The sequence below is a fragment of the Nocardia callitridis genome, from assembly GCF_039543305.1.
Lineage (GTDB): Bacteria > Actinomycetota > Actinomycetes > Mycobacteriales > Mycobacteriaceae > Nocardia > Nocardia callitridis.
In genome coordinates this window covers 1,675,046-1,698,886 of record NZ_BAABJM010000001.1, presented here as the reverse complement: position 1 = coordinate 1,698,886, position 23,841 = coordinate 1,675,046, and the positions used below count along the sequence as shown (strand labels likewise).

Below are 23,841 nucleotides of genomic sequence, written 5' to 3'. Positions count from 1 at the left end.
TGCCGATGTAGTTCAATGGTAGAACTTCTGCTTCCCAAGCAGACAGCGCGGGTTCGATTCCCGTCATCGGCTCAACGAAAACTTGACATTCACCGGCGATCGTCTAGCCGGAAAATCCGCCGCTCCCCCTTGTATCAGTGCCGCCTGGAGGGCGGCCGCGCGGACGGATCCACACTCGAGTACCCAATCCGGTCCGATGGCCAGCAGAATTGCGCGATGCTTTGACCGGCGTCGACGCTTGCGCGTCGGAGCCATGTGTACCGATTTGAACCACGAAACGAATGGAGAAATCGCGGTGGGGTTACGTTTTCTTGGTGGGAGTAGCGGTAAGAACGGTTCGCCGAGGCTCTGGGAGACCGACGAGGAGTACATCTGGCAGGGGTATCCGGTAGAGGACACCGCAGTACTTGCCGAGATCGACGTTCCCGACGGAGAGATCGTCGTACGCGTCCCGAAATCGCTCGTACAGTACCTACCGAAGGATGAACTGAATGGAGTTGCTGACTGACCAGCAATGGGACGACCTGCACGCCTCGGCGACCAGGTCGGCGGTCCACCTCGAACTACGCGACGTGTACGTCGTACCCGACGAGGTCGAGCGGGTCGACCGTTGGAGGGCCGGTCTCCTCACCGACGAGGAAGACGCGCAATGGTGGCAGCCGTGGGTGGACATGACTCGGCGCCAAACTGCACGCGGTGTTCAGATGCGTCGAGCGCGGATCGTATCGGAGCCGGTGTCGGACTACATCCATTACGAGTGGGCGACTACCCGCAACACCGATGGGGGCGAACAGGTTCGGTGGTTGCCACGCCACCTCACCACGGGTCTCGCCCTCACCGTCGTTGACTACTGGTTGTTCGATGACGCCACGGTGGTGTTCAACCACTTCGCTGGTTCCGGTGTGTGGATCGGCAACGAGGTCTCCACCGACCCCGCGACCGCCGAGCTGTGCCGCAAGTCGTTCGAGGCCGTCTGGTCACTCGCCGTCCCACACGGCGAGTACAAGCCCATCCTGGCGTGACCAGCAGCAGCGCGAAACACGCACGCGAAGCGCTCGGCCATCGGCTTCGTGACATTCGCCTCGACGCCAAGCTGTCGGCGCGCGAGCTGGCGGCGCGCGCCGACTGGCATTTCACGAAGATCTCGAAGTTCGAGAACGGCCACCGCACACCAACACTCGCCGACCTGGAGCGTTGGTGTGTGGTGTGCGACGCACCCGACCAGCTCGCCGACCTGGTGGCCGCCACCCGTGACATCGAGAAGATGTACGTGCAGCTTCGGCGACTGCACCGCACCGGTACGGCGCGTTATCAACAGCAGGTGCTCGAGCAGGAGCGCCGCTCCCACCGTCATCGTGTGTTCTCGGTGTCCCTGGTCCCGGGTCCAGCCCAAACAGCTCGGTACGCGACATCGGTCCTACTCGATGTGGCTGCGATGTCGGGATACCCGACCGACGATGTCGACGAAACCGTGGCACTGAGAATGGAGCGCGCCCAGCTCATCCGCTCCGCACGGCTGTTCCACATGATCCTGTGCGAGAACGTGTTACGTGCCGGGATCGCTGCCCCGGATGTCGCCGAGGAGCAGCTGATCCACTTGCTGACGATCATGGACTACCCCCACGTACGCCTCGGCGTCCTCCCCACGGCCGCGCGCCAGTACATGCCGGTGTGCGAGTTCTGGATCACCGACGACGTCGAGGTGGAGATCGAAACCTACTCGGCGATCCTGCATGTCGAGCAGCCCAGCGAGATCGCGGTCTACGAACGCGTATTCGCGCACTACGACAAGCAAGCCGTCTACGGTCAGCGCGCACGATCGATCATCGAAGCCGCGCTCGACGAGTTGCGCCAACAACGGTCAACATCCTAGAGCCGAATCTTCGCTGCTCGTAGCGTTGCTGCTGTCACCCGGTGCCGGGTGATGGCGAATCTTGTTCGGCATCCCGACCTTCGAGTGTGTGCCTCATGGTCGGTGGCGTTCGCCCTCGGCACCGAGTGACTACCACGCCCACCATCACACCGAGGGGTAGTCGCGATGCCCGAGCTTCCTACCGCCGTATCAGTCATCGTCATCACGCTCGTCGGGCTATGGACGGTTTTCGTCGCCCTTCCGCACCTCATCACCTACGGGTTCACCTGGCGACGAACCGCGGCCGAACCCGAATGTCATGCCGCACCGGAGGTTCCGTTCACCGCGGAGCAGGCCAGTCGCGTGATGCAAATTCTGATCAATTGCGATGTCCGTACGTGTGAACGCAAGCGTGCCGCCTACTGGACCTGGGTAGATACCGGGCACGCGAAGGCTGCGGTCGAGGTTCGGCGATGAACGCTGTTGCTGCCCCTAATGTGTTGACCCGCTGGGCTATTCAGGCCGCCCACTGCACCGCCAGACCACAGATCGAGAGCATGGAGCACGCGCGCTACGTGATGTCCGCGCACGCCGGACACGGCGGATGCCCGCAGTACCTCGGCGCGCTGGCCTACGGATCGGCGGCCCTGTGAAGGACTGGCGCATCACCTGGGACGAAGACAACCGGCCGGAACAGCCACAGGGCTGGTTGCGGCGCGACGACGGCACGGTCGCGATGGTCGGCGACGACGGGCGCGTCCTCGACCCCACGGACGTCGACCCCGACGGGCGCACCCGCGCCGAGTAACACGTCCCCGCCGAGGGGGCGGGGGAACGGGAGGAGATCCCAATGAGAATTAGATATGTTGCAGCACTTCTCGGCGCTGCGCTGGTCGCGGTGACACCAGTGGCCACAGCCGCACCGGCGCGCGCCGACGACATCGTGTGCTTCATCAACGTCATCGAGCCCTACAAGACCGGGTACGAAGCTATCGCCCCGATCGCGTTCGGGTTTCAGGTGCACTGCACCGGGCGGCCCGCCCTCCGTGAGGTGACCACGAAGCTCTGGCGGTACGACACCATGGACGGACGACACTACGTACACGCTGAACGCACCGACAACTCAACCGATCCCGACATCGAAACCATGTACTACGCCTCGTGTTCCACTGCGGGCGTGGTGTACCGATTCCACACGGACGCCATTGTGAACGCGGTGCACGGCAACTGGGATCGGCATCCCGACGACAGCGACACTATGGTGGCCCGGTGCTGACCCTGACCCACCCCGCCGTTGCCGTCGCCGTGGACGCGCTCGCCGGCGCCGACGAGGACCTGACACCGGTCGCGGCTGTCGAACGCGATGACGTCGTGGCTGTCCTCGTCTACGGGGAGCGGTCTAGGACAGTCGTGTTCGTCCGTGACATCGATGGGGTGTGGACACCGCCGGGCATTGTCATCGGGTCGGGGCGGCCGAACCGTGCCCGCAACGAATTCACGTTGGCGGAGCAGCCGATCCAGCGGCTCACGCGGAAGAGCCACGCTCGGCCGCTGCCGGACGGTAGCCCAGAGCCGATCGGGTGGTGCGCCGTCACCGGGATCGCTGCCAGGGACGCGGTCGGGGTCGCGGTCTCGTCGTCGCTGGAGCAGCAGGCCGCCACGATCGAGGAGGACGGCCTGGTGTTCGTCGTGCTGCGCGCCCTCACCGACGAGACCCCCCAGGTGGTCGTGCATCTGGCCGACGGACGCGCGATCGAGGCGCGAGGAGTCAGCTGACCCGGAACGCAAGAAACCGTTGTGACGAGCACTCAGCTCCAAGAGCCGCGCTGTCGGATGCGCTACCCCGCCTTGCGCTCCCAGGTATCCGCCGTATCCGCGTGCAGACGCCGGTAGCGGCTGCCGTGGAAGACGAGGGGGTCTACCTCGGGTTGGGTGGCGATGCGGTGGATGCGGAGGATGACTACGGCGTGGTCGCCCGCGGGGACGGTGACCTCGGGGACGCCTTCGATCCAGGCGGAGGCGCCGTCGAGGAAGACGGCGCCGCCGGTGCCTCGGTGCAGTTGGCTGGCGCGGAAGCGGTCGCCGTTGCGGGCGCCGAGGGCTTGGGCGGCGTCTTGTTGGTCGGTGCCGAGCAGGCTCAGGCCGAGGTGGCTCGCTCCGGCGAGTTTCGGCCAGGTCGAGGAGGAGTTCTGGACGCAGAACGACACCAGTGGCGGGTCGAGCGAGACCGGAACGAAGGTGCTGACGGCGAGGCCGTGCGGGGTGCCGTCGACATCGGCGCAGATCGCGACGACACCGCTCGGGAAGTTCGCGAAGGCGCGGCGTAATCCGCTTCCGTCGGCGGGAAATTCGAAGAGGTCAAACATGATTCACACTGCCTTCGTACCTGATGCCAATGCTTGGGCGACGTCGCGCCACCGTTCGCTGTAACGCTGGATCGCCCCGTCTTCCTGAAAGGTCTGGTCGGACAGATACAAGCCGGGTAGTGCCGCGGTGGCACCGATTTCCACCAACACCGGCTTGAGCAGCAAGTCGGGTGCCAAGGCGTGGGTGGGACCACCGCCGAGCATCACCGGGACCGCCAGTACACCGGCCAGGCCGGTGCCGCCGTCGAACTGTTCGAGAAACAGCTTGAGCAAACCGGTGTAGGTGGCTTTGAAGGTGGGGCTGGCGAACACCACGAGTTCGGAGGCGGCGACGGTGCGCGCCGCCTCCGTCACCGCGGGGTCGCCCCAGCCGAGCAGGCCCGCACCGAACGAGACGAGGTCGATGACGGTGGGTTCGGTCTCCGGCCGCAACCCCTTGGCGACGAGCGTGCCCGCCGTCAAGGTGCGCGAGGCCGGCTTCGGATTGCCGACGACGACGGTCACTGTCATGGATGTACCTTTCGCTCGGTCCCGCAAAGGACACCGTGCACCGGATGTGCGCTCCCGCGCAAGGGCGGTGTTGTCAGCTACGCGCCGTGACCGGTTCCTGCGCGGCCTCCAGCTCACGCACCAGCGGGAGCACCTTCTGACCGAAGTATTCGATCTCCTCCTGGAAGTGCAGGAAGCCGCCGAGGATCAGGTCGACGCCCAGCTTCTTGTAGGCGACGATGCGTTCGGCGATCTGTTCGGGCGTGCCGATCAGCTTGCTGCGGAACCCGTCGTTGTATTGCACGAGATCCTCGAAGCTGGAGTCGGCCCACATGCCGGTGCGGTTGCCGGTGGCGGCGCCGGCCTGCTGCACGGCGTCGCGGAACCCTTCGACCGCGGGTTTGTTGGCCTTCTCGATGATCTCGCGGAGGGTGTCCTTGGCCTCCTTCTCGGTGTCCCTGGCGATGATGAAGCCGTTGAGACCGAACTTCACCGCCCGGTCGTGTGCGCGCGCGATCGCGCGAAGGTCGTCGAGCTGTTCGGTGACGCCGTCGAAATCCTTGCCGTTGGAGAAGTACCAGTCGGCGAAGCGGCCGCCGTTGTGCCTGGCGGCGGTGGAGTTACCACCTTGGAACAGTTCAGGATTGGGGCGCTCAGCGGTGTTCAGTGGCTTCGGCTTCAGCGTGAAATCACGGATGCGGTAGAAGTCGCCGCCGTAGTTCACCTCGTCCTCGGTCCAGATCTTGCGGATCACCTCGAGGAACTCGGCGCTGCGGCGGTAACGCTCGTCGTGTTCCAACCACGGCTCACCGAGGGCGGTGAATTCGCCCTTGAACCAGCCGGATACGACATTGATCGCGAATCGACCGTTGGACAGGTGGTCGGCGGTGGCGCCGAACTTCGCGAGGACCGCGGGGTGCCACAGGCCGGGGTGTACGGCCGCGATGACCTTCAGTCGCTCGGTCGCGCCGAGCAGCGCCAGGCTGAAGGAGGTGGATTCGTGCTGGTACTCGGCGCCGTAGGAGGCGGTGTAGCGCACCTGCGACAGCGCGTATTCGAAGCCGTTGTTCTCCGCGGTTCGCGCCAGCTTCTTGTTGTATTCGAAATCCCAGCTGGTGCGTTGCTCGATATCGCTGGTGACGAGGCCGCCGCTCACATTGGGCACCCAGTAGGCGAACCGGACCTGGTCGGCGATCTGTTCGGTGGACATCACTGCTCCATGACGGTGGGGGTCGGCAACAAGTTCCAGTCCAGCACCGCGACCCGATCGAGACGAGGGTTTGAATCCGAGCGATCGGATCGCGGGTGCTGTTCGGTTACTCAGGTATGGACTGACGCGGGTCAGGAAGTCGCTTCGGGACCGGCGTAGGACGAGCGTTCGAACTTGCCCGCCGGTGTGAACCTGGCCAGCACGTCGGCCGCGTCCTCACCGGTGATCTGGCCGATCAGCGCGTGCAGGTCCTCGAGCGACTCGACGCCGTTGAGCGCCTGCGGGAAATGCAGCAGACTGACCACCGCGTCGGCGACCCCCTGGTGCACGGCGCCGGCGGTGAACGCGACGCCCGCGATCTCAGCGAGGGCGGGGACCCGGAGGAACACGCTGGTGGCCTTGTTGGCCGCGTCGCCACGGGCGGCGAGCAACTCGGCGTACCGCGCGGCGATCCACTCCTCGTCGAACGGGCCGTCGTGCACGGCAGCGGCTGCGGCCAGGCGCTGCGCCTGGATCAGACCGCTCTGCGCGCCTTGCCCGGCGACCGGGTCGAACGCGATCGACGTGTCACCGAGCGAGGCCACCACGTGACCGCTCGCCGTGTGGCCGACGCCGGACCGAACCACCGGCCGCACAGCACCTTTCAACCAGGAGTGCGGGTCTTCGGTGATGTTGGTCGTCGACTGGATCTCCGGGAGGTCCCACTCGAGGTAGTCGCGGTAGAGGTCCTTCACGATCCGCAACGCGGACTGCGCGGAATCCGCTGCGGCGAAACGGGTTTCCCAATCGCTACCGGGCCTGGCCCAACCGATGAACGACCAGGCCGGTCCCGCGTCCTTGTGCAGGTACGGACCCCACCACGCCTCACCTTGGTCGTCGATGATGGAGAAGAGGCTGTGTCGGCCGCCCGCGGGGCCGCGATGGGCGAAAACGTCTTTGCCGTAACCGAGTCCGCGCACGGTCACGGTGAGCAGCTTGCGCTGTGGCTCGGCGTAGGGGCTGCGGGACTCGTCGACCGCGAACAGATCCGACAGGCCGCCCTTGCCGGTGGCGACGAGGGTGAGATCGCTGTCGGCGGCGATGGTGTCGAGCGTTTCGGGCGTCACCGACTGCACCACGAAGTTGCCGCCGCGCTCCTTGAACGCGGTGAGGCGTTCGTCGGCCTTGAGCCTGGCGTCAACGGCGATACCGACGAAACCCTTGAAGTTTCCGTCGAATTGGATCAATTCGGGATTCTCGGGGCCAGGGCCCGCGAAGCGGACGCTGAGTCCGGTTTGCCGTGGCGCCCTGGTCTGGAAACTATCCAAACCGAGCGCGGCCTCGGCTTGTTGGGCCTCGCCGAATTCGAGTGCTGTCCCGGTGGCGGGGACATCGTCACGCAAGCCGCGTTGATCACGGTCGCTATAGAGCGTGACGTCGAATCCGGCGTCGAGCAGGCCGAGTGCCGCGGTGACACCGGTCTGCCCAGCCCCGATTACCGAGGCCGAACGAGGGGAACGGGAGTCGGAATTCTGCGAAGTCATGGCCGGAATCCTCCAGTCCGACAAGCGTTGTCCAGAGTATTGCGATCACCGAGAATCAATAGGCTTCGCACATATTTCCCAGGGGTACCATTGGCGACCATGTCGTTCACCGTTACCGATTTGATCGGAGATCGCACCGAGCAATACCGCCAGCTCACCGAGCAGGCGGCGGGTCTCGTGTCGGGCGAAAGCGACCGCGTCGCCAATGCCGCGAACCTGTCCTCGCTGGTCTATCACTCGCTGCCCGATCTGAACTGGGTCGGTTTCTACTTCTACGACGGGCACGAACTCGTCGTCGGCCCGTTCCAGGGCAAGCCGGCGTGTATTCGGATCGCGCTGGGCCGTGGCGTGTGCGGTGCGGCGGCACAGACGCGCGAAACCCATCTCGTGCCCAATGTGCTCGCCTTCCCCGGGCATATCGCCTGCGACGGCGATTCGCGTTCGGAGATCGTCATTCCGCTGGTCCGCGAGGATCAACTTCTCGGCGTCTTCGACATCGACAGCCCACGGCCCGATCGTTTCGACGAAATCGATCGGGCGGGCCTGGAATCGGTTGCGGGAGTTTTCTTGAATTCGCTACGCGCGCCGGTCGCGGAGATTCGGTAACGCTCTGATCGGGCGATTCCGGAACGATTCATTCGGACCCGTATCAATTGCCCTTCCCCGCACACTCCGGCTCGAATTCAGGCGCGGGAACGGACAGGACGAAGAACGGCACCGACCACGAATTACCTTCGCGGCCGGTGCCGTCCCCTCCTTCTCACGGTCGACGCCTGTCGAATCCCCTCGCGTTCGACGTGCGGCCCGACCAGGTAGCGATCAAGCCGAAGGCTTGCGTTCGCCCGCGTTCCACGCGAAGGGCAGGTCGGCGCCATTGAGCAGGTGGTCGCCGATGGCCTTGGCCTTCTGGATGACGGGGTTGTGCACCGAGATGGTGCGCGCGTTGCGCCAGTGTCGGTCCAACCGCAGCCGCTCCGACACCACCGACGCGCCGCCGACCTCGAAAAGCTGTGTGGTCGCGGGCAATACGAGGTCGATCACCGAGATCTGCGCCTGTGTCGCCGCGAGTTCGGCGGCGACCAAGTCTTCCTCGTTCTTCGCGCCGTTGTCGAGCGCACGATCGAGCACGTCGGCCACCGCGAGCACACTGGCTTCGGCGGCGAACGCGGCGGCCGACAGCCGTCCGATCACCTGTTGCACCAACGGATCCTCGCGCGGGATAGCGCCCGCCGAGTGCGAATACACCCTGGTGCGTGCGGCGACCCACGCCCTGGTGTCGCGCTCGGCGCGGCGGGCGATGCCTGCCAGCACCGCGAGCTGCACCAGCTGCAGGTACGAGGTGGCGTAGGTGGCGCCAGCGCCGCCGTAACCGGGGCCGAGTACCCGATCCGCCGCGACGGGGACATCGACGAATTCCGTGGTACCGCTGGCGGTGAGACGCTGCCCGAAGCCATCCCAATCGTCGTGCTGGGTCACACCTTCGGCGTCGGCGTCCACCAGAATGCTCACCCGCTCGCCGTCGCGGTCGGCCGCGACCAGGATGTGGTCGGCGTACAACGAGCCGGTGCTGTAGTACTTGACCCCGTTGAGTACCAACTGATCGCCCTTGGCGGTCAATGCGGTCTGATACCGGTCCGCCGCACCGACACCCGGTTCGGTGATGGCGTTGCCGACCAGCGTTCCCTCGGCCAGCGCGCGCAGCCACCGCTCCCGTTGCGGGCCCGGCTCGGCGAGCAGCTGATCCTCGACGAAGGAGAAGTGCACGCGAAGCGCTTGCGGCAGATTCGATTCCGCCGCGGCCAACTCGATGAGCAGACGAAACAGTTGGCGCACCGTGACGCCGTACCCACCGAATTCGACCGGCACCCGCAGGGCACCGAATTTGGCCTCGCGCAGCCAGCCAGCCTCTTCGTAGGGCAGCGACCGATCGATCTCGCGCGCGAGGGCACCCTCGGCGATCCGGTCGAAGATCGGCCGGAAGATCGCATCCAGCTCGGAGTCAGTGGTGGATTTCGCCTCGACGGAAGTCATGGCAGCCACCATGACGCACCGCGACCCTCGATTCACCCGTTGCGCGCAGCGCGATCGCAAACCTTGGGCGCGCGGGTGCGTACGCCGATCAGCTGCCCGGCATCTTGATGCACTCGGTGGCGATGCGCGAACTGGCTTCGCGTGACTTGCTCGCGTCGTCGGCACTCATTCCGAGGTTCTGCTTGTCGGTGGCGTTGGCGTCGTATTTCTCGCTGATCAGGACGCGCAACCCGTCCTGCGAAATACCCTGATCGATGAACACCTTCGCCGAGCAATCCGCCAATTCTTGATTCTTCAGACCCTTGTCCTGCAACGACTTCGAGATGTCGGCCTGGGTCACCGGCGCCTTGGCGTCTTTGTCACCGGCCTCGTTGTCACTGCCACATGCCGCGAGCACCGGCAGCGCGAGCAGCGCTGCGGCGATCAGGGTAATCCGCACCTGAGTCCTACTTCCGTCGATCCAGCCCCGGTTGGCACCGCGTCCCAAAACGCCGAGGGCATCGACACAATAATGCCGCATGGCCGCGCACGCAGGCCGGTCGCCCGTGGCACGCGAGATCGATTGCCGCACAAGGGCGCGAGTCCATCGCTCCCAGCGGAGGAAACCGCTGCTGGCGCGGGCGTTCGGAGGTCGACCCCGTGCACTACCCCGTCGGGGAGACCATTCGATGACACCGGCCGGTTCGCGACACCGACTGTCACAGATCCATCGCCGCGCGCAACGCGGTGTCGAGGTGTTCCAGGGTCTGGTCGTCCATCTGGTCGATCCGCTCGGCCAACCACCCGCGGTAGATCCGGCCGATGTTGCCGCCGTGCACCCAGCCGTAGTTTTGTACCTGCACGGCGAGGATGTCCTGCGGATCATCCTCGACCACCTCGGCGGCGATCAACCAGGGACGAGGGGACTCGTTGATGCCATCGCTACTGATGAGCACGACAGTGCGACGACGCGGTGTTCCATGCGGGTTGTAGATCCAGAGTTCACCCCTGCGCACGCATCGCCTTTTCGGCCGCGGCGAGTTCGGCCGCATCGGCGGCAGCTTCTGCCGTGACATCCGGTATCGGACCGCATCCGGTGCGTACCGCCTCCCGACGAGCGGCCTTCGAGATCCACGCCGACGGCGACATCCCGGTGCGAGCCGCCGCCTGTTCGGCGTACGACCACGCGGTCTCGTCCAGGGAGAGAGTGACCTTACGCGTTGCCATACCTTTTATCGTACCCGCGATAAGGCCGGGGCGCACCGGAAAGTACCGGCTCCCCTCCAGGGTAGGGCGCCGCGCCGTTTCCCGGCACCGACCTCGGCGATTGCGGTGCGGTCGCCGGATTTTCCCGCACCCGAAACCAACTGAGGGCTGCCGACTGCTGTTACTGTCTGCGGCCATGAGGTTGCACCACCGACGCGTCGGTTCCGGCGAACCGATCGTGCTCGTGCACGGAATCGGCAGCCGCTGGCAGGTGTGGGAGCCGATCATCGACACCCTCGCCACCACCTTCGAGGTGATCGCCGTCGATCTACCTGGGTTCGGCGAGTCCGAGCCGCTCGCCGGTACCACCGTCGACGCACTTACCGACGCGCTCGCCGAATTCCTCGCGGCCGAAGGCATTACGCGTCCTCACCTGGTCGGCAATTCGATGGGCGGGCTGATCGCGCTCCAGCTCGGCGCACGCGGACTCGCCCGCTCGGTCACCGCGTTCTCCCCGATCGGCTTCTGGCACACCGCCGGTCGCGTCTGGTGTCAGCAGTCGCTCGGCAAGTCGGTCGTGCTCGCCGGGCTACTCGATCGCACACTGCCGACGATTCTCGGCACCGCCGTCGGGCGCACCGTTTTCCTCGGGCTGGTCTTCGGTAAACCGTGGGCCGTCGGCAAGCAGATCGCGGCGGACACCGCACGCGTCGCCGCCGCCGCGCCGGGATTCGGCGCGGCGCTCGCCTCGTTCCGCGACGCCGAACTGCGAGAACCCGGCGCGCTCGCCGACATTCCCGTCACCGTCGCGTGGGGCAACCGCGACATCCTGCTCACCTACCGCACCCAACACCGCAGGGCGCAAGCCGCATTGCCGGGCGCCCGTCATCTCACCTTGCGCGGCAGCGGCCATACCCCGTTCTACGATGACCCGTCGGCATGCGCGGCAGCGGTGCTCGACCACATCACCGGTTAGCCCGGTTCTCGCCGGAAAGTGTTCCGGCAGCTTCGGTTTCGTTTACATCGCGGTGCCAGGAACAGCCATCGCGACACCGACCACATAGTCGCGGGTACTGGCGTCCGCGACACGCGGTAAACCGGGAAATGGGCGGGCGTTCGAGCACCGTCCACGCGCACCGCGATTTCCGTGTTTTCGCTGCTAGCATTTTCACGATTTGCCAGCCAGTCGAATTGTGGTGCGAGTACACCGCGAGATTCTCTTTTCCCGTCTCGGGAATGGTGTCGGCATCGCTCTCGGCGCGAAACCGGAGGGCTCACGGATTTTGATAAGAACCACATCAATTCTGCTTTCCGCGCTGGCGGGTGCCTCGGCCCTGCTCCTTACGGCTACTACCCCGGCCACCGCGAACCCCAACGCCATCAACCCGATTCCGGTGCTCAACGGCACCACGGGGCTGCCCAACCTACCGGGCCGAACCCAGGCCATTTTCCAGGTCACCGGCATGGCCAGCCCGAACAGCACACAGAACTACAACGTCCTCGGCACCGACCTCGGCATCATGTGGGACAACGGGGCCGGCGAGATGCTCACCGCGTTCGGCGACTCCGCGGGATTCGGTTTCCCGAATCTCCTCGCCGGTAGCACGTGGGCCTGGCGCAGCAATATCCTGTTGCGCAGCCACACCACCGATCCGGCCAACGGCATCTTCTTCGACGGCGCCGTTCGCGATATCTTCGGCCAGGCACGCGATCTCATTCCCAGCCCGAAGATTCCGTTTCTCGAGATCAGCCGTATCCCGACTGCGGGCATCGCGGCCAACGGCGCGCAATACATGAGCCTGATGTCGGTAAAGAGTTGGGACGACGTCGGCCAGTGGAGTACGAACTACTCCGGTCTCGCCGTCTCCGGCGACAATGGCGAGACCTGGGCCGAACTGCCACACACTGAGCGACCCAACGACGCGGGCAACGCCAACTTCCAGATGAACGCCTTCCTGAAGGACGGCGGCTACGTCTACGAATACGGTACCCGGTCCGGCCGCAACCACGACGGGTTCGTCGCTCGGGTGCGCGAAGGCGATATCGCGAATCTCGGTGCGTACGAGTACTGGGACGGCGGCGGGTGGCGACCCGGCGACCCGAACGCCGCGGCGCCGATCATGTCGGGTGTCGGGGAACTGTCGGTGCAGTACAACGAGTATCTCGGGCAGTACATCTCGTTGACCACCGATCCGTTCAATTCCGTGGTCCTGCGGCGCGCCTCCGCACCCGAGGGGCCGTGGAGCGCGCCCGAGGTGCTGATCGATACGCGGGAGTTGCCCACGGCGTACGCGCCGTCGATCTTCCCCTACCAAACCGGGCGTGACCTGTACTTCCTCACCACCGTGCACAGTCAATACAACGTGGTGCTCATGCACACGACGCTCTAGCGAGCCCACGCGAAGACGACGATCCAACGCCACTCTTGACCTCAACAATGGTTGATGTAGGAGGCTCGGTGGCGTTGGATCGTCGTCTTTTCGGAGGGAACCATGACCAGCACCGAACAACCCACCACCGTCGTCGGTTGGCTGCGTGACAACGCACGGGTCATCGACAGCACCGAATTCGATGGAACCGGAACGGAACTCGCCACGCTGACCGACCGGCTCGGCGGGGCGACGGTCGTCGGACTCGGCGAATCGACCAGGGCTTCCCGGCAGACTTTCGGTGTGCGCCACCGCATTCTGCGCGCCCTCGTCGAAGAACACGGATTCCGCGCCCTCGCGATCCAAGACACGGTGCGCTCCGGCACACAGCTCGACCACTATGTTCGCACCGGCGAGGGCAACCCGGCTCAGCTGCTCGCCGACGCGTGGCGGCCGTGGCGCACGGCCGAGATGGTCGGCGCGCTGGACTGGATTCGCGGCTTCAACCAGCTCCACCCACACGATCAGGTCGCCATCTTCGGCGTCAACCCCACACCGGCGAGCCCCGCCGACTACGACCTCGTGCTCGATCACGTCCGACACTTCGCGCCGCATCGACTGGCGGAACTGGAGGCACATCTGCTCCCCATCCGCACCGCGCACCAGATCGACGAGCACGTGCAACGCCACCAGGGAATTCATCCAGGTCGCCCGTTCGTCGAGCACGCGAGTGACGCGCTGGCACTGGTCGAACAACTTGCACCGCACGAGGACTCAGTTCGCGCCGCTGCGGCGCGGGTACTCGCGTTCCATCGCGACAGCGTCGCGGGCCGAGGCAGCTTCGCCGCGGACGAACGGTCTGCCGCGGACATCGTCATCGGGCAGCACCGCGAGACCGGCGCCAAGATCGCCTACTGGGACGGCATCGGACACACCGCCGCGAGCGCGGCCAGGGTCGGCGCGACGAAGCAGACACTGTTTCGTGGCGCGGGCGAGTACCTGCGGGCAGAATTCGGTGCGGCGTACGTATCGGTGGCGATCGGCTTCCACCACGGCGATCTCGGCAGCGCCATCGCACCGCCACCCGCACCCGACCTGCTCGACGCCACGCTCGGCACGGTCGAGCTTCCCGCCTACTACGTCGATTTATCCAGCGCGGCAACCGAAGCCGTGTCCGGTTGGCTGCGTGGCTCGGCGAAAGCACGCACCATCAACGGCCTGTACGACCCCGAAGCCGACGCCGAGGCGAACATGACGGTGGACTCGCTCGCGGACGCGTTCGACGTGCTGGTGCATATTCGGGAGACCTCACCGCCGCGCTGGTTGGCTGCTTTCGCACCGGGATGACGCGCCGCTGGGTCACCGTCGCCCACGCAGCGAAGCGACCGCGAGCTCGAAACGGCGAGAACAACGTGGGATCGCCCCGGCCCGCGAACGTCGTGCAATCCCCACGACGCTGGTTCGGCACGAGGCAGCACGACACATCCGCCAAGTCGTACCCGCCAACGACGCGGCTCTGCTCGAGTCACATGCCGCGAACGATAGATACGGCCTCGCGCGGCAGTCCGAGACGAACGTGGATCGCCGACGGGTTCGTGGACGCGTCCGGCACCTGCGAATCCGTCGGCGATCCCACCACCGGATCTGCTGCGTCACCGACAGATCGACCGCCGACCCACCCAGCCCTCGCCAGTCACGGCGTCCGTGCTGATGACAAGCTCACACCGCCGCTACCGGCACGCGCCCGGCGCACACGAGCCGCCGCTCATCGACGCATTTCCGCTGTCCGACCGCGCGCATGCTCCATACACTCGAAGGTATGGAAGCGGGCGATTGGGATGAGCGCTACGCGCGCAGCGAGTTGGTGTGGGGCGCACCGCCGAACAACACGGTGGTCGAGCACATTTTCGGCCTGGATCGGCGGATACCGCTGCGTCCGAGCACACCGGAGGAACCCGCGCCCGAATCGCACCGCGCGCTCGACCTGGCTTGCGGCGAGGGACGCAACACGATGTGGCTGGCCACGCACGGCTGGCAGGTACAGGCGGTCGACTACTCACAGGTGGGGATCGACAAGGGCCGCACCGCCGCCTCCCGGCTCTCGCGTTCGGTGCGCGGCAGGATCGACTGGCAGTGCGCCGATGTGAACGAACTCGACATCGCGGGGCCCTATGAATTGATCCTGATGGTCTTCTTGCACCTGCCCGCCGACGAACGGCGTGCACTGGTGCGCCGCGCGGCGGACGCGCTCGCACCCGAGGGGGTGTTGCTCGTACTCGGCCACGACACCACCAACCGCATCGATGGCGTCGGCGGCCCGCAAGACCCGGCGATTCTGTTCACCCCCGATGACATTCGCGCCGACCTCGGCCCCGTGATTGCCGAGCAGCGTATTCGGATCGAGGTCGCCGACCGCGTGTTTCGTCCTACCGAGGATCGCGACGCCATCGACGCGCTGGTCGTCGCGTCCCGAGCCCCCGCACACGCGGCCTGAACCCATGAGCACCGGTAGCGACACAGCTCGCGCGCTGTGCGACCCTACCCCAGGGCGACCGACGCCATCCACGCGGGCGACAGGACAGCCCCATACCCGCAGGACGGGGACCGAACGGGGCGGCGACGGTGACGAAGCGGCGACCGGCACCGCCGACAACAACCGCCGCACAAACTGCCCTGCCGCGCTGGGCATCGAGATACCGGCTCGGCCAGGAAGGTTCGCGGCCGCTGGAACTCAGCCCGCCGATCGCGTTCCGCGCCCACTCCAGGTGCGCAGCCACGGTGTGACCGTGTCGGCGATGACGTCGAATCCGGTGCGGAACGAGTGCGGCTGTCCCGCGATGACCTGTACCTGGGCGGCATCGGCCGGATCGGGGATGCCGAACGGGTCGCTGCCGCCGTTGATCACGACCACTTCGATTCCTTCGGTGGCGAGCAGTTCCGCGCGCCGCGACTTCTCCGGTTTGCCGGGCGGATGCAGCGGAAACGACAGGGCGAGGACACCGGCCGCCGACGCCGCGACCGCGGTGCGGCAGGCGACGCGGGCACCGTTGCTTCGTCCGCCCTGGATCAGCGGCACCGCACCCACGCGCGCACGCAGTGCGGCGACGATCTCCAACCACGCGGTGTCCTGCTTCACCGGCGACCCGGGAGCGCGGCGACCGGCCGCGCGGTACGGCTGGATGACCCTCGCCACCGCGCCACCCAGCGCTATCGCGGAATCACGAACCGCGAGAAGATCTTTCGCGTCTACCCCGCCGCCGGAACCGTGGGTGAGAAGTAGCAGGAAAGCGGGCTCGGCGGGGTGGTCCAATTCGACCTCGGCCGTCCCCGCACTCGTGTCGATGCGCACGTGGTCAACGGTAGCCGCCGAGGGTCGGTATCGGTCGACCGCCGCTCGCCAGGCTGTTCGTCGCGTCACATTGCCCGGATACCGCTTTGCCCGCCCATTACCCGTCGGTAATATGGCCCGTAAGTTACCCGTGGGTAGAAGGCTGGAAAGGGCTAGCCGGACGCCGACGGGGCGACGGGCGGGAACGGCGAATCACCGACCGCACCAACTCGACGGAGAGTGAGTACTGACATGGGTCACTACAAGAGCAATGTCCGCGACCTGGAGTTCAACCTCTTCGAGGTACTCGGCATCGGCGCCCTGCTCGACAGCGGTGCCTACGGTGACCTGGACACCGACACCGTCAAGGAAATGCTGAACGAGGTGCGGCGCCTGGCCGAAGGGCCACTCGGTGAGTCCTACGCCGAAACCGACCGCAACCCCCCGGTCTTCGACCCCGAAACGCACTCGGTCACCATGCCCGAGGCGTTCAAGAAGAGCTACCGCACGATTCAGGACGGCGGCTGGGACCGGCTCGGCGTCACCGAAGAGTTGGGCGGCGTTCCCGTTCCGCGCGCGGTGTACTGGTCGATAGCCGAACTCATCCTCGGCGCACAGCCGGCCGCCTTCATGTACGCGGCGGGCGCCAACTTCGCCAATATCTTCTACAACCTCGCCACCGAGGAGCAGAAGAAGTGGGCGACGTTCATCGCCGACCAGGGCTGGGGCGCCACCATGGTGCTGACCGAGCCCGACGCGGGTTCCGACGTCGGCGCCGGCCGCACCAAGGCCATCGCGCAGGACGACGGCTCCTGGCACATCGAAGGTGTGAAGCGCTTCATCACCTCCGCCGACTCCGGCGACATGTTCCCGAACATCATGCACCTGGTGCTGGCGCGCCCCGAGGGCGCGAAGCCTGGCACCAAGGGCCTTTCGCTGTTCCTCGTGCCGAAGATCCTGTTCGACCACGAGACCGGTGCGCCCGGCGAGCGCAACGGCGCCTTCGTGACGAACGTCGAGCACAAGATGGGTCTGAAGGCCTCCACCACCTGTGAGCTCACCTTCGGCGGACACGGCATTCCCGCCAAGGGCTGGCTCGTCGGCGAGGTGCACAACGGCATCGCGCAGATGTTCGAGGTCATCGAGCACGCGCGAATGATGGTGGGTACCAAGGCGATCGGCACCCTGTCGACCGGTTACCTGAACGCCCGCGACTACGCCAAGGAGCGTGTCCAGGGCGCCGACCTCACCCAGATGACCGACAAGGCCGCGCCGCGCGTCTCCATCACCCACCACCCGGATGTGCGACGCAGCCTGGCTACCCAGAAGGCGTACGCCGAGGGCCTGCGCGCGGTGTATCTCTACACCGCGGCCCACCAGAACGCCGATCTCGCCGAGCAGGTTTCCGGCGCCGACGCCGATCTCGCGGCCCGCGTCAACGACCTGCTGCTGCCGATCGTCAAGGGTGTGGGTTCCGAACGCGCCTACCAGTACCTGACCGAATCGTTGCAGACCTTCGGTGGCTCCGGCTTCCTGCAGGACTACCCGATCGAGCAGTACATCCGTGACGCGAAGATCGACAGCCTCTACGAAGGCACCACCGCGATCCAGGCGCAGGATTTCTTCTTCCGCAAGATCGCCCGTGACCGCGGCGTGGCACTCGGCCACATCGCGGGCCAGGTGCAGAAGCTGATCGACTCCGAGGCGGGCAATGGCCGGCTCAAGGGCGAGCGCAAGCTGCTGGCCACCGCGCTGGAGGACGTGCAGGCCATGGCCGCCACGCTCACCGGCCACCTGATGGGCGCCCAGGAGACCCCGTCGGAGCTGTACAAGGTGGGCCTCGGCTCGGTGCGCTTCCTGCTCTCGGTCGGCGACCTGCTCATCGGCTGGCAGCTGCTGCGCGGGGCCGAGGTCGCCGTCGCGGCGTTGGACAATGGCGCGACCGGCGCGGACGAGGCGTTTTATCAGGGCAAGGTCGGTGTCGCGCAGTTCTTCGCGCGCAACGTGCTTCCCGAACTGACCGCGACCCGTCAGATCCTCGCCAACCTGGACAACGACATCATGGAGCTCGACGAAGCCGCCTTCTGAGTCGAGACCGCGCAGTGAGCTGAATCGGCCGCTGTTGTCGCACACGCCTTCGCGTGTCGGCAACGGCGGCCGAAACTCTGTGTGCCGCAGGCGCCTGCCCTCGACCACCGCACCGGGATCGGTGACACTCGTGTCGGCCGTGCCGATCTCGAGCCGATGGCCGAACGCGTCATCGTCGACCGGACGACATCCGCCCGCCCACTCACCGACGCCTTCCGCGCGCACGCACCACTTGCCGCGCCGGGCGGATCACCGAACACCGCTTTTGGCGTGCCGGTATGGAACATCCTGTTGCACAGCGAATTCGAAGACACCGCGCCGGGAGCGCTGAGCTCCCGGCGGCTGCCCGTACGACCTGAGGCAACAGCGGGGCAGCCGCGCGCGGGGGCCTGCGCGCGGCGCAGCAGCGACCACGGCCGTCGCACCGACTCGGACCTGCTCGAGGAAACGTGGGGCGACGCACAGGGTCTGGTGCGGACAAATGGGAGCTGAACAGGCACAATGACCGGGCAGACCGCGCGCCAGTAGAAGGGATTTGTCCGGATGACTCGAACGCTGTCCGCACTAGCCAGAGCCAGTGCGCTCGGCGCGGCCATCGCCCTGGCCGCGGCGGGACCCGCCGCAGCCGATCCGAATGCCGTGATGCCGATTCCGGCGATCAACGGTATCCACGGCTTGCCGCGACTTCCAGGCCCGACGCAGGCCGTCTTCCAGGTGACCGGAATGGACAGCCCCAACCGCACGCAGGACGCGAACGTGCTCGGCACCGACCTCGGCATCATGTGGGACGACGGGAACGGCCGCATGCTCACCGCGTTCGGTGACAGCGCGGGCCTGGGCTTCCCCAATCTGCTCGCCGGCAGCATCTGGGCGTGGAGCAGCAATGTGGTGTTCCACAGCGCAGGACAGGATCCCGCGCAGGGCATCTTCTTCAAGGACCCGGTCACGAATCCGTTGCCGAGCCCCAAGATTCCCGGCGTCGAGATCAGCAACATTCCCACCGCGGGCATCTCGGTCAACGGCGTGCAGTACATGAGCATGATGTCGGTGCGCGAATGGGGCGAGAACGGCAAGTGGAACACCAACCACGCCAGCCTCGCAGTCTCCGGCGACGACGGCTACACCTGGGGCCAGCTCACCGACACCCGGCGTGCCCCCGAGAACGGGTTCGAGAAGTTCCAGCAGAACGCGTATCTCAAGGAAGGCGGTTACGTGTACCGCTACGGCACGAACGCGGGACGCGAACAGCCCGGTTTCGTGTCGCGGGTGAAGGAAGCCGACTTCACCAACATGGACGCCTACGAGTACTGGGACGGCGGCGCATGGAAGAGCAACGATCCCAAGGCGGCGAAGCCGATCGTCGGCGGTGTCGGCGAACTGTCGGTGATGTGGAACGACTACCTGCACAAGTACGTCATGACCACCACCGACCCCGCGAACTCGGTGGTGCTGCGTACCGCGGACAGCCCGCAAGGACCGTGGAGTGAACCGCGGGTGCTGATCGACACCCGCGACCTGCCTTCGGCGTACGCACCGATGATCTACCCGTACCAGACCGGCAGCGACCTGTACTTCATGGTGACCCAGCACGCGCAGTACAACGTGATGCTCATGCGCACGCCGCTGTAGCCACGCACGCGACTGCGCGAAAACGATGAGAGCGGCCGGGAGAATCCCCGGCCGCTCTCATTCGTCCGATACCTGATCGGGTCGGAGGGTCCGCTACTCGCACTTCACATTGGGGATCGGATCGTATTTCACGGTCCTGGTGTGCCGGTAGACCTCACGGCCGGTCGCACGATCGGTGATGATGCGGGTGTCGGAGGTGGTGAAGCCCTCGGCGCCTTCGCTCGCGACACAGTCCTTGCCCTTGGGCAGCTTGATCTCCTGCGGCTCGGTCTTCTTGGTGCGCTCACCGGTGACCGATTCGACCTCGACGGTCTTGGTGCCCCACAACCGAACCGTCACCTCGGAGCTGTCGGCGACGGCCTCGATGTAGATGCCATTCGGGGTGTTGTTCTTGAAACTCAAGTCGATCGCGCCGTCGAAGACGGTGGCCTCCCTCGCCTCCGGGTAGCGCGAGATGTAATAGCTGTGTTCGGTGTGGGTGTCGTCTTCCAGGCCAGCGAAATAGCTGGCGTTGTAGAGCGTGGTGGCGAACTGGCTGATCCCGCCGCCGACCGCGTTGCTCGGACGACCGTGATCGATGATGCCGGACTCCACATAACCCTGTTCGACACCGCGCGGACCGGTGAAACCGTTGAGCGAGAACGTCTCCCCCGGCTGGATGACCGCGCCGTTGACCTTCTGCGCCACGGTACGGATGTTCACCCCGGACGGACCGGAGAAGCCACCGGTGGTGAACGACCCCATCGGCTCGACGATGCCGAGCTTGTTCGCGGCCTCGGTGGTGAGCTTCGGCTCCACGCGACCGTAGACCGCCGGCGCGCTGCGCTGCTGACCAACGAGCATGGCGTTGAGCTGCTCCAGTGTCTTCGGCCAGTCGACCTTCTCCCCCACCACCGACTCGGCGATCTGTGGTTTACCGCCGCCGACGGTGAACGACGCGTCCTTCGGCTCCACCTCCGAGGCCGCCAATTGCGGTGCGAGCAACCCGGTCACGGCTTCCTGATTCACCTGTGCGGCCAGCCCGCCGTTGCCGTCGGGGGCGAAGCCGAGCACGGTGGCGATCTGATCGGGTTGCAGTGTCGCCACGGCACCATCGCGGCCCTCGAAGGTCACCGGCGCGCTCACCGCGGGTTCGGCGATCTCGCGCAGCGCCTTGTCGATCGCCTCCGCCGACACCGACACCGGCGCGGGAATCTCGGGTAGCTCCAGCGGTTCGCCGTAGACCCACTTGTCTATCAACATGATTCGCGCGGATTCGAGATCGAGCACCCGGCCGGGAACCGGGGCGATAGGGACCGGACGACCGTCTTCGAAGGTGATGGTGCCCGCCACCGTCTGCCGGTCGTGCTCACTGAGCACGGTCAATTCCTGCTCGAACGCGGCGCCGTCGACATTGCTGGAAACCTCGACATCGTTGGTGCCGAACAGCGAGGTGAGCCGGGTGACCGGGTTGAGCGGCTGCCCACCGATGCGTGCCCAGGTGCCAGCCCAGTCCACCGAGAGCCCGGCCTGACGGGGGACGAGCTTGGTGGTCGAGTCGCCGATGCGCACCGCGATTTCGCGATCGACGCGTGGGTCCAGTTCGGCGCGGAGCACGCTGTCGGCCTCGTCGGTGCTCAGGCCGCCGACCTCGATCCCCGCGACCCGTGTTCCACGCGGGGTGTCGCCCGAGGAGACGACCACATCGACCACGTAGGCGAGACCGGCGACGGCGATCACCGCACCGAGCGCGATGCCGACGCGGCGAACCACGGTGGGGTTCAGGCGTTTTGGTGGTGGCGGTGGTGTGGTGCCGCCGTCGCGGGGCGGTCGCGGGCGTTGCCTCGGCCCCCGCTCGGTCCGTAGTGGTTCGGTCTGTGCCGCGGTGTCCGACCATTCGGCGTTGCTGTCCGACCATTCGGCGTCGCCGTTATTTTCCCGGCCTCGTGCGTCGTCGGCCCGGCGCGGCCGCTGGACACCGCGCTCACCACCGAAACCGCGCCCGCCGGGACCACGCTGGCCATCGGGGGCACCCCGTCCCGCGTTGAATCGCACTACGCCCGTGGGCTCATCCCACCCGGCGCCGACCGCCGCGGCCTCATCACGACGAGCATCGCGCGGCCCGCGCGATGCCGGTGGCGACGGCTCGGCCGACTCGGTCGAGGGGGATCGGTTCGTGGCGTCGAGATTCCTGGCGTCGAGGAACCTGCGCAACCCGACTTCACCGCCGGTGGCGGCCTCCTCGCGACGTGGCCGGTTCGCCCCTGCGGGGTCGGGTCGACCGGGACGGCCTGGTTCCGGCCGACCGGGTCCGGTGCTCGAGTGGCTCGTCAAGAACCGTTCCTTCCCCGCTCCTAGCAAAATGGACGACGCCGCGGCGCGCGGGTCGCTCCCCACGATAATGGCGCGATTCGACCATGTCCGACCCGCGCCACCCAGGGTCGAGGGATACGTATCGGGTAGATCACACACCATCCGGAGATCATGCGAAGGCTCCGCGCAGTTGCCGGGTCGGGGGTCTGGCAACTACACGGAGCCGATTTGGATATCGGCGTCACGGGTCATGTGTTACACACGCCTGGCGACAATGATCGCGGCAACGTTGCCCAATCGCCCGGCCCGGCACAATCGGGCACGACCTCTCGCACTACGCGCTGGCACAACTACGAGGGAGATGGACGGAATGCAGCTGGGAATGATCGGCCTCGGCCGGATGGGCGCCAATATCGTGCGCCGCGTCGTCGGTGACGGGCATACCGCCGTCGGCTTCGAACGCCGCAGCGAACCGCTCGAAGAACTGAGTCGAGAACTGGGTGAGCGCTTTCACCCGACCACCGAGCTCGCCGATTTCGTCGCCGCCTTGCAGACGCCCCGCGTGGTGTGGGTGATGATCCCGGCCGGTGCCACCGGTACCGCCATCGACGAGGTCGCCGAACTGCTCGAACCGGGCGACATCATCATCGACGGCGGCAACAGCCGCTACCACGAGGACATCAAGCGCGCCGAACAGCTGCGGCCCAAGGGCATTCACTACCTCGACATCGGCACCTCGGGCGGTGTCTTCGGGCTGGCGCGCGGCTTCTGCCTGATGATCGGCGGCGAAGCCGAACAGGTGGCGCATCTGGATCCACTGTTGAAGTCGATCGCACCCGGTGTCGAGGCCGCCGAGCGGACGCCGGGACGCACCGGCGAGCCGTCCGCGTCCGAGCAGGGCTATCTACATTGTGGTCCCGCTGGCGCGGGGCATTTCGTCAAAATGGTGCACAACGGCATCGAGTACGGCGCGATGGCCGCCTACGCCGAGGGCCTGAACATCCTGCACAAAGCGAACCTCGGCAGTACGCACGCCGGTGAGTTCTCCGCGGAGGAGACGCCGCTGGAACACCCCGAGTACTACCGATACGACATCGACATTCCCGAGGTGACCGAGGTGTGGCGGCGCGGATCGGTGGTCGCCTCATGGTTGTTGGACCTCACCGCGCGCGAACTGCACGCCGACCCGAACCTCGACTCGTTCAGCGGCCGGGTGTCGGACTCCGGCGAGGGGCGATGGACCATCGACGCCGCGATCGACACGGGTGTGCCCGCGCCGGTGCTCTCGGCGGCGTTGTTCGCTCGATTCTCCTCACGCGGCGAGGCCGAATACTCCGACAAGGCGCTTTCGGCGATGCGCAAGGCGTTCGGTGGGCACAACGAGTTGTCCGGCGGTTGAGCCCTTCGGCACCGAAGGGCCGTGGCGCACGCTCGGCTGCCACGGCCCTCCGGTGCGACCCGGGCTTTCCGTGAAATACG

General features: G+C 66.3%; 27 protein-coding genes and 1 tRNA gene. 18 read left to right on the top strand and 10 right to left on the bottom strand.

All coding sequences use genetic code 11. The features are described 5' to 3' along the window. Position 1: 1 nt before the first annotated feature. From ABEA50_RS07195 to ABEA50_RS07155, 9 genes are all read left to right on the top strand, one after another. A tRNA-Gly gene (locus ABEA50_RS07195) sits at positions 2-72 on the top strand. Positions 73-253: 181 nt separating this feature from the next. After that, positions 254-508: a hypothetical protein gene (locus ABEA50_RS07190; RefSeq protein ID WP_345494254.1), complete on the top strand. Its 255-nt coding sequence runs from the start codon at positions 254-256 to the stop codon at positions 506-508. Continuing rightward, positions 492-1,022 (top strand): DUF6879 family protein, encoded by a 531-nt coding sequence (locus ABEA50_RS07185; protein WP_345494253.1) that lies wholly within the window; start codon positions 492-494, stop codon positions 1,020-1,022. The genes ABEA50_RS07190 and ABEA50_RS07185 overlap by 17 nt, the downstream gene beginning before the upstream one ends. Then, positions 1,019-1,873 carry a helix-turn-helix domain-containing protein gene (locus ABEA50_RS07180; RefSeq protein WP_345494252.1) on the top strand — a complete coding sequence of 285 codons (855 nt, stop codon included), beginning with the start codon at positions 1,019-1,021 and terminating at the stop codon, positions 1,871-1,873. The genes ABEA50_RS07185 and ABEA50_RS07180 overlap by 4 nt, the downstream gene beginning before the upstream one ends. Before the next feature lie 165 nt (positions 1,874-2,038). Then, on the top strand, positions 2,039-2,329 hold the full coding sequence (locus ABEA50_RS07175; protein ID WP_345494251.1) for a hypothetical protein: 291 nt from the start codon (positions 2,039-2,041) through the stop codon (positions 2,327-2,329). Next, positions 2,326-2,505 carry a hypothetical protein gene (locus ABEA50_RS07170; protein WP_345494250.1) on the top strand — a complete coding sequence of 60 codons (180 nt, stop codon included), beginning with the start codon at positions 2,326-2,328 and terminating at the stop codon, positions 2,503-2,505. Before ABEA50_RS07175 ends, ABEA50_RS07170 begins: the two co-directional genes overlap by 4 nt. Continuing rightward, positions 2,502-2,660: a hypothetical protein gene (locus ABEA50_RS07165; RefSeq protein ID WP_345494249.1), complete on the top strand. Its 159-nt coding sequence runs from the start codon at positions 2,502-2,504 to the stop codon at positions 2,658-2,660. The genes ABEA50_RS07170 and ABEA50_RS07165 overlap by 4 nt, the downstream gene beginning before the upstream one ends. Before the next feature lie 42 nt (positions 2,661-2,702). Continuing rightward, positions 2,703-3,128, top strand: a complete 426-nt coding sequence (locus ABEA50_RS07160; protein ID WP_345494248.1) for a hypothetical protein — start codon at positions 2,703-2,705, stop codon at positions 3,126-3,128. Further along, entirely contained in the window at positions 3,122-3,628 is a 507-nt protein-coding gene (locus ABEA50_RS07155) for a hypothetical protein (protein ID WP_345494247.1), read from the top strand. Before ABEA50_RS07160 ends, ABEA50_RS07155 begins: the two co-directional genes overlap by 7 nt. A gap of 62 nt (positions 3,629-3,690) precedes the next feature. On the opposite strand, the gene ABEA50_RS07150 is transcribed toward ABEA50_RS07155, so the two are convergent. The 4 genes from ABEA50_RS07150 to ABEA50_RS07135 form a co-directional block, all read right to left on the bottom strand. Further along, positions 3,691-4,218, bottom strand: coding sequence for a flavin reductase family protein (locus tag ABEA50_RS07150; protein ID WP_345494246.1), 528 nt, complete (start codon positions 4,216-4,218; stop codon positions 3,691-3,693). A gap of 3 nt (positions 4,219-4,221) precedes the next feature. Next, on the bottom strand, positions 4,222-4,728 hold the full coding sequence (locus tag ABEA50_RS07145; RefSeq protein WP_345494245.1) for an NADPH-dependent FMN reductase: 507 nt from the start codon (positions 4,726-4,728) through the stop codon (positions 4,222-4,224). A 73-nt stretch (positions 4,729-4,801) separates the two neighbouring features. Beyond that, a complete protein-coding gene (sfnG, locus tag ABEA50_RS07140; protein ID WP_345494244.1) occupies positions 4,802-5,917 on the bottom strand; it encodes a dimethylsulfone monooxygenase SfnG in 1,116 nt (371 codons plus the stop codon). A 131-nt stretch (positions 5,918-6,048) separates the two neighbouring features. Beyond that, a complete protein-coding gene (locus ABEA50_RS07135) occupies positions 6,049-7,440 on the bottom strand; it encodes a styrene monooxygenase/indole monooxygenase family protein (RefSeq protein WP_345494243.1) in 1,392 nt (463 codons plus the stop codon). Positions 7,441-7,539: 99 nt separating this feature from the next. Here ABEA50_RS07135 and ABEA50_RS07130 point away from each other — a divergent pair, with 99 nt between their 5' ends. After that, on the top strand, positions 7,540-8,046 hold the full coding sequence (locus ABEA50_RS07130; protein ID WP_345494241.1) for a GAF domain-containing protein: 507 nt from the start codon (positions 7,540-7,542) through the stop codon (positions 8,044-8,046). A gap of 213 nt (positions 8,047-8,259) precedes the next feature. Here ABEA50_RS07130 and ABEA50_RS07125 read toward each other — a convergent pair whose 3' ends face one another. The 4 genes from ABEA50_RS07125 to ABEA50_RS07110 all read right to left on the bottom strand — a co-directional run bounded on the left by ABEA50_RS07125 (position 8,260) and on the right by ABEA50_RS07110 (position 10,677). Further along, positions 8,260-9,471 (bottom strand): acyl-CoA dehydrogenase family protein, encoded by a 1,212-nt coding sequence (locus ABEA50_RS07125; RefSeq protein ID WP_345494240.1) that lies wholly within the window; start codon positions 9,469-9,471, stop codon positions 8,260-8,262. 88 nt (positions 9,472-9,559) lie between these two features. Further along, positions 9,560-9,910, bottom strand: coding sequence for a hypothetical protein (locus ABEA50_RS07120; protein ID WP_345494239.1), 351 nt, complete (start codon positions 9,908-9,910; stop codon positions 9,560-9,562). Positions 9,911-10,169: 259 nt separating this feature from the next. Then, on the bottom strand, positions 10,170-10,466 hold the full coding sequence (locus ABEA50_RS07115; RefSeq protein WP_345494237.1) for a hypothetical protein: 297 nt from the start codon (positions 10,464-10,466) through the stop codon (positions 10,170-10,172). After that, positions 10,453-10,677: a hypothetical protein gene (locus ABEA50_RS07110; RefSeq protein WP_345494236.1), complete on the bottom strand. Its 225-nt coding sequence runs from the start codon at positions 10,675-10,677 to the stop codon at positions 10,453-10,455. The genes ABEA50_RS07115 and ABEA50_RS07110 overlap by 14 nt, the downstream gene beginning before the upstream one ends. Positions 10,678-10,852: 175 nt before the next feature. Here ABEA50_RS07110 and ABEA50_RS07105 point away from each other — a divergent pair, with 175 nt between their 5' ends. From ABEA50_RS07105 to ABEA50_RS07090, 4 genes are all read left to right on the top strand, one after another. Beyond that, a complete protein-coding gene (locus tag ABEA50_RS07105; protein WP_345494235.1) occupies positions 10,853-11,632 on the top strand; it encodes an alpha/beta fold hydrolase in 780 nt (259 codons plus the stop codon). Positions 11,633-11,939: 307 nt separating this feature from the next. Further along, on the top strand, positions 11,940-13,046 hold the full coding sequence (locus ABEA50_RS07100) for a DUF4185 domain-containing protein (protein WP_345494701.1): 1,107 nt from the start codon (positions 11,940-11,942) through the stop codon (positions 13,044-13,046). A gap of 102 nt (positions 13,047-13,148) precedes the next feature. Next, on the top strand, positions 13,149-14,372 hold the full coding sequence (locus tag ABEA50_RS07095; protein WP_345494233.1) for an erythromycin esterase family protein: 1,224 nt from the start codon (positions 13,149-13,151) through the stop codon (positions 14,370-14,372). A gap of 472 nt (positions 14,373-14,844) precedes the next feature. Next, a complete protein-coding gene (locus tag ABEA50_RS07090; protein ID WP_345494231.1) occupies positions 14,845-15,519 on the top strand; it encodes a class I SAM-dependent methyltransferase in 675 nt (224 codons plus the stop codon). A gap of 237 nt (positions 15,520-15,756) precedes the next feature. Here ABEA50_RS07090 and ABEA50_RS07085 read toward each other — a convergent pair whose 3' ends face one another. After that, positions 15,757-16,374: an alpha/beta hydrolase family protein gene (locus ABEA50_RS07085; protein ID WP_345494230.1), complete on the bottom strand. Its 618-nt coding sequence runs from the start codon at positions 16,372-16,374 to the stop codon at positions 15,757-15,759. Between the two features lie 231 nt (positions 16,375-16,605). Between ABEA50_RS07085 and ABEA50_RS07080 the strand changes: the two genes are divergently transcribed. The 3 genes from ABEA50_RS07080 (at position 16,606) to ABEA50_RS07070 (ending at position 20,070) form a co-directional block, all read left to right on the top strand. Beyond that, on the top strand, positions 16,606-18,441 hold the full coding sequence (locus tag ABEA50_RS07080) for an acyl-CoA dehydrogenase (protein ID WP_345494700.1): 1,836 nt from the start codon (positions 16,606-16,608) through the stop codon (positions 18,439-18,441). Between the two features lie 81 nt (positions 18,442-18,522). Further along, on the top strand, positions 18,523-18,933 hold the full coding sequence (locus tag ABEA50_RS07075) for a hypothetical protein (RefSeq protein ID WP_345494229.1): 411 nt from the start codon (positions 18,523-18,525) through the stop codon (positions 18,931-18,933). 51 nt (positions 18,934-18,984) lie between these two features. Then, a complete protein-coding gene (locus tag ABEA50_RS07070; RefSeq protein WP_345494228.1) occupies positions 18,985-20,070 on the top strand; it encodes a DUF4185 domain-containing protein in 1,086 nt (361 codons plus the stop codon). Between the two features lie 93 nt (positions 20,071-20,163). Here ABEA50_RS07070 and ABEA50_RS07065 read toward each other — a convergent pair whose 3' ends face one another. Then, positions 20,164-22,383 (bottom strand): VanW family protein, encoded by a 2,220-nt coding sequence (locus tag ABEA50_RS07065; protein ID WP_345494227.1) that lies wholly within the window; start codon positions 22,381-22,383, stop codon positions 20,164-20,166. A gap of 349 nt (positions 22,384-22,732) precedes the next feature. On the opposite strand from ABEA50_RS07065, the gene gnd reads away from it, so the two are divergent. After that, on the top strand, positions 22,733-23,761 hold the full coding sequence (gene gnd, locus ABEA50_RS07060; RefSeq protein ID WP_345494699.1) for a phosphogluconate dehydrogenase (NAD(+)-dependent, decarboxylating): 1,029 nt from the start codon (positions 22,733-22,735) through the stop codon (positions 23,759-23,761). Positions 23,762-23,841: the final 80 nt, after the last annotated feature.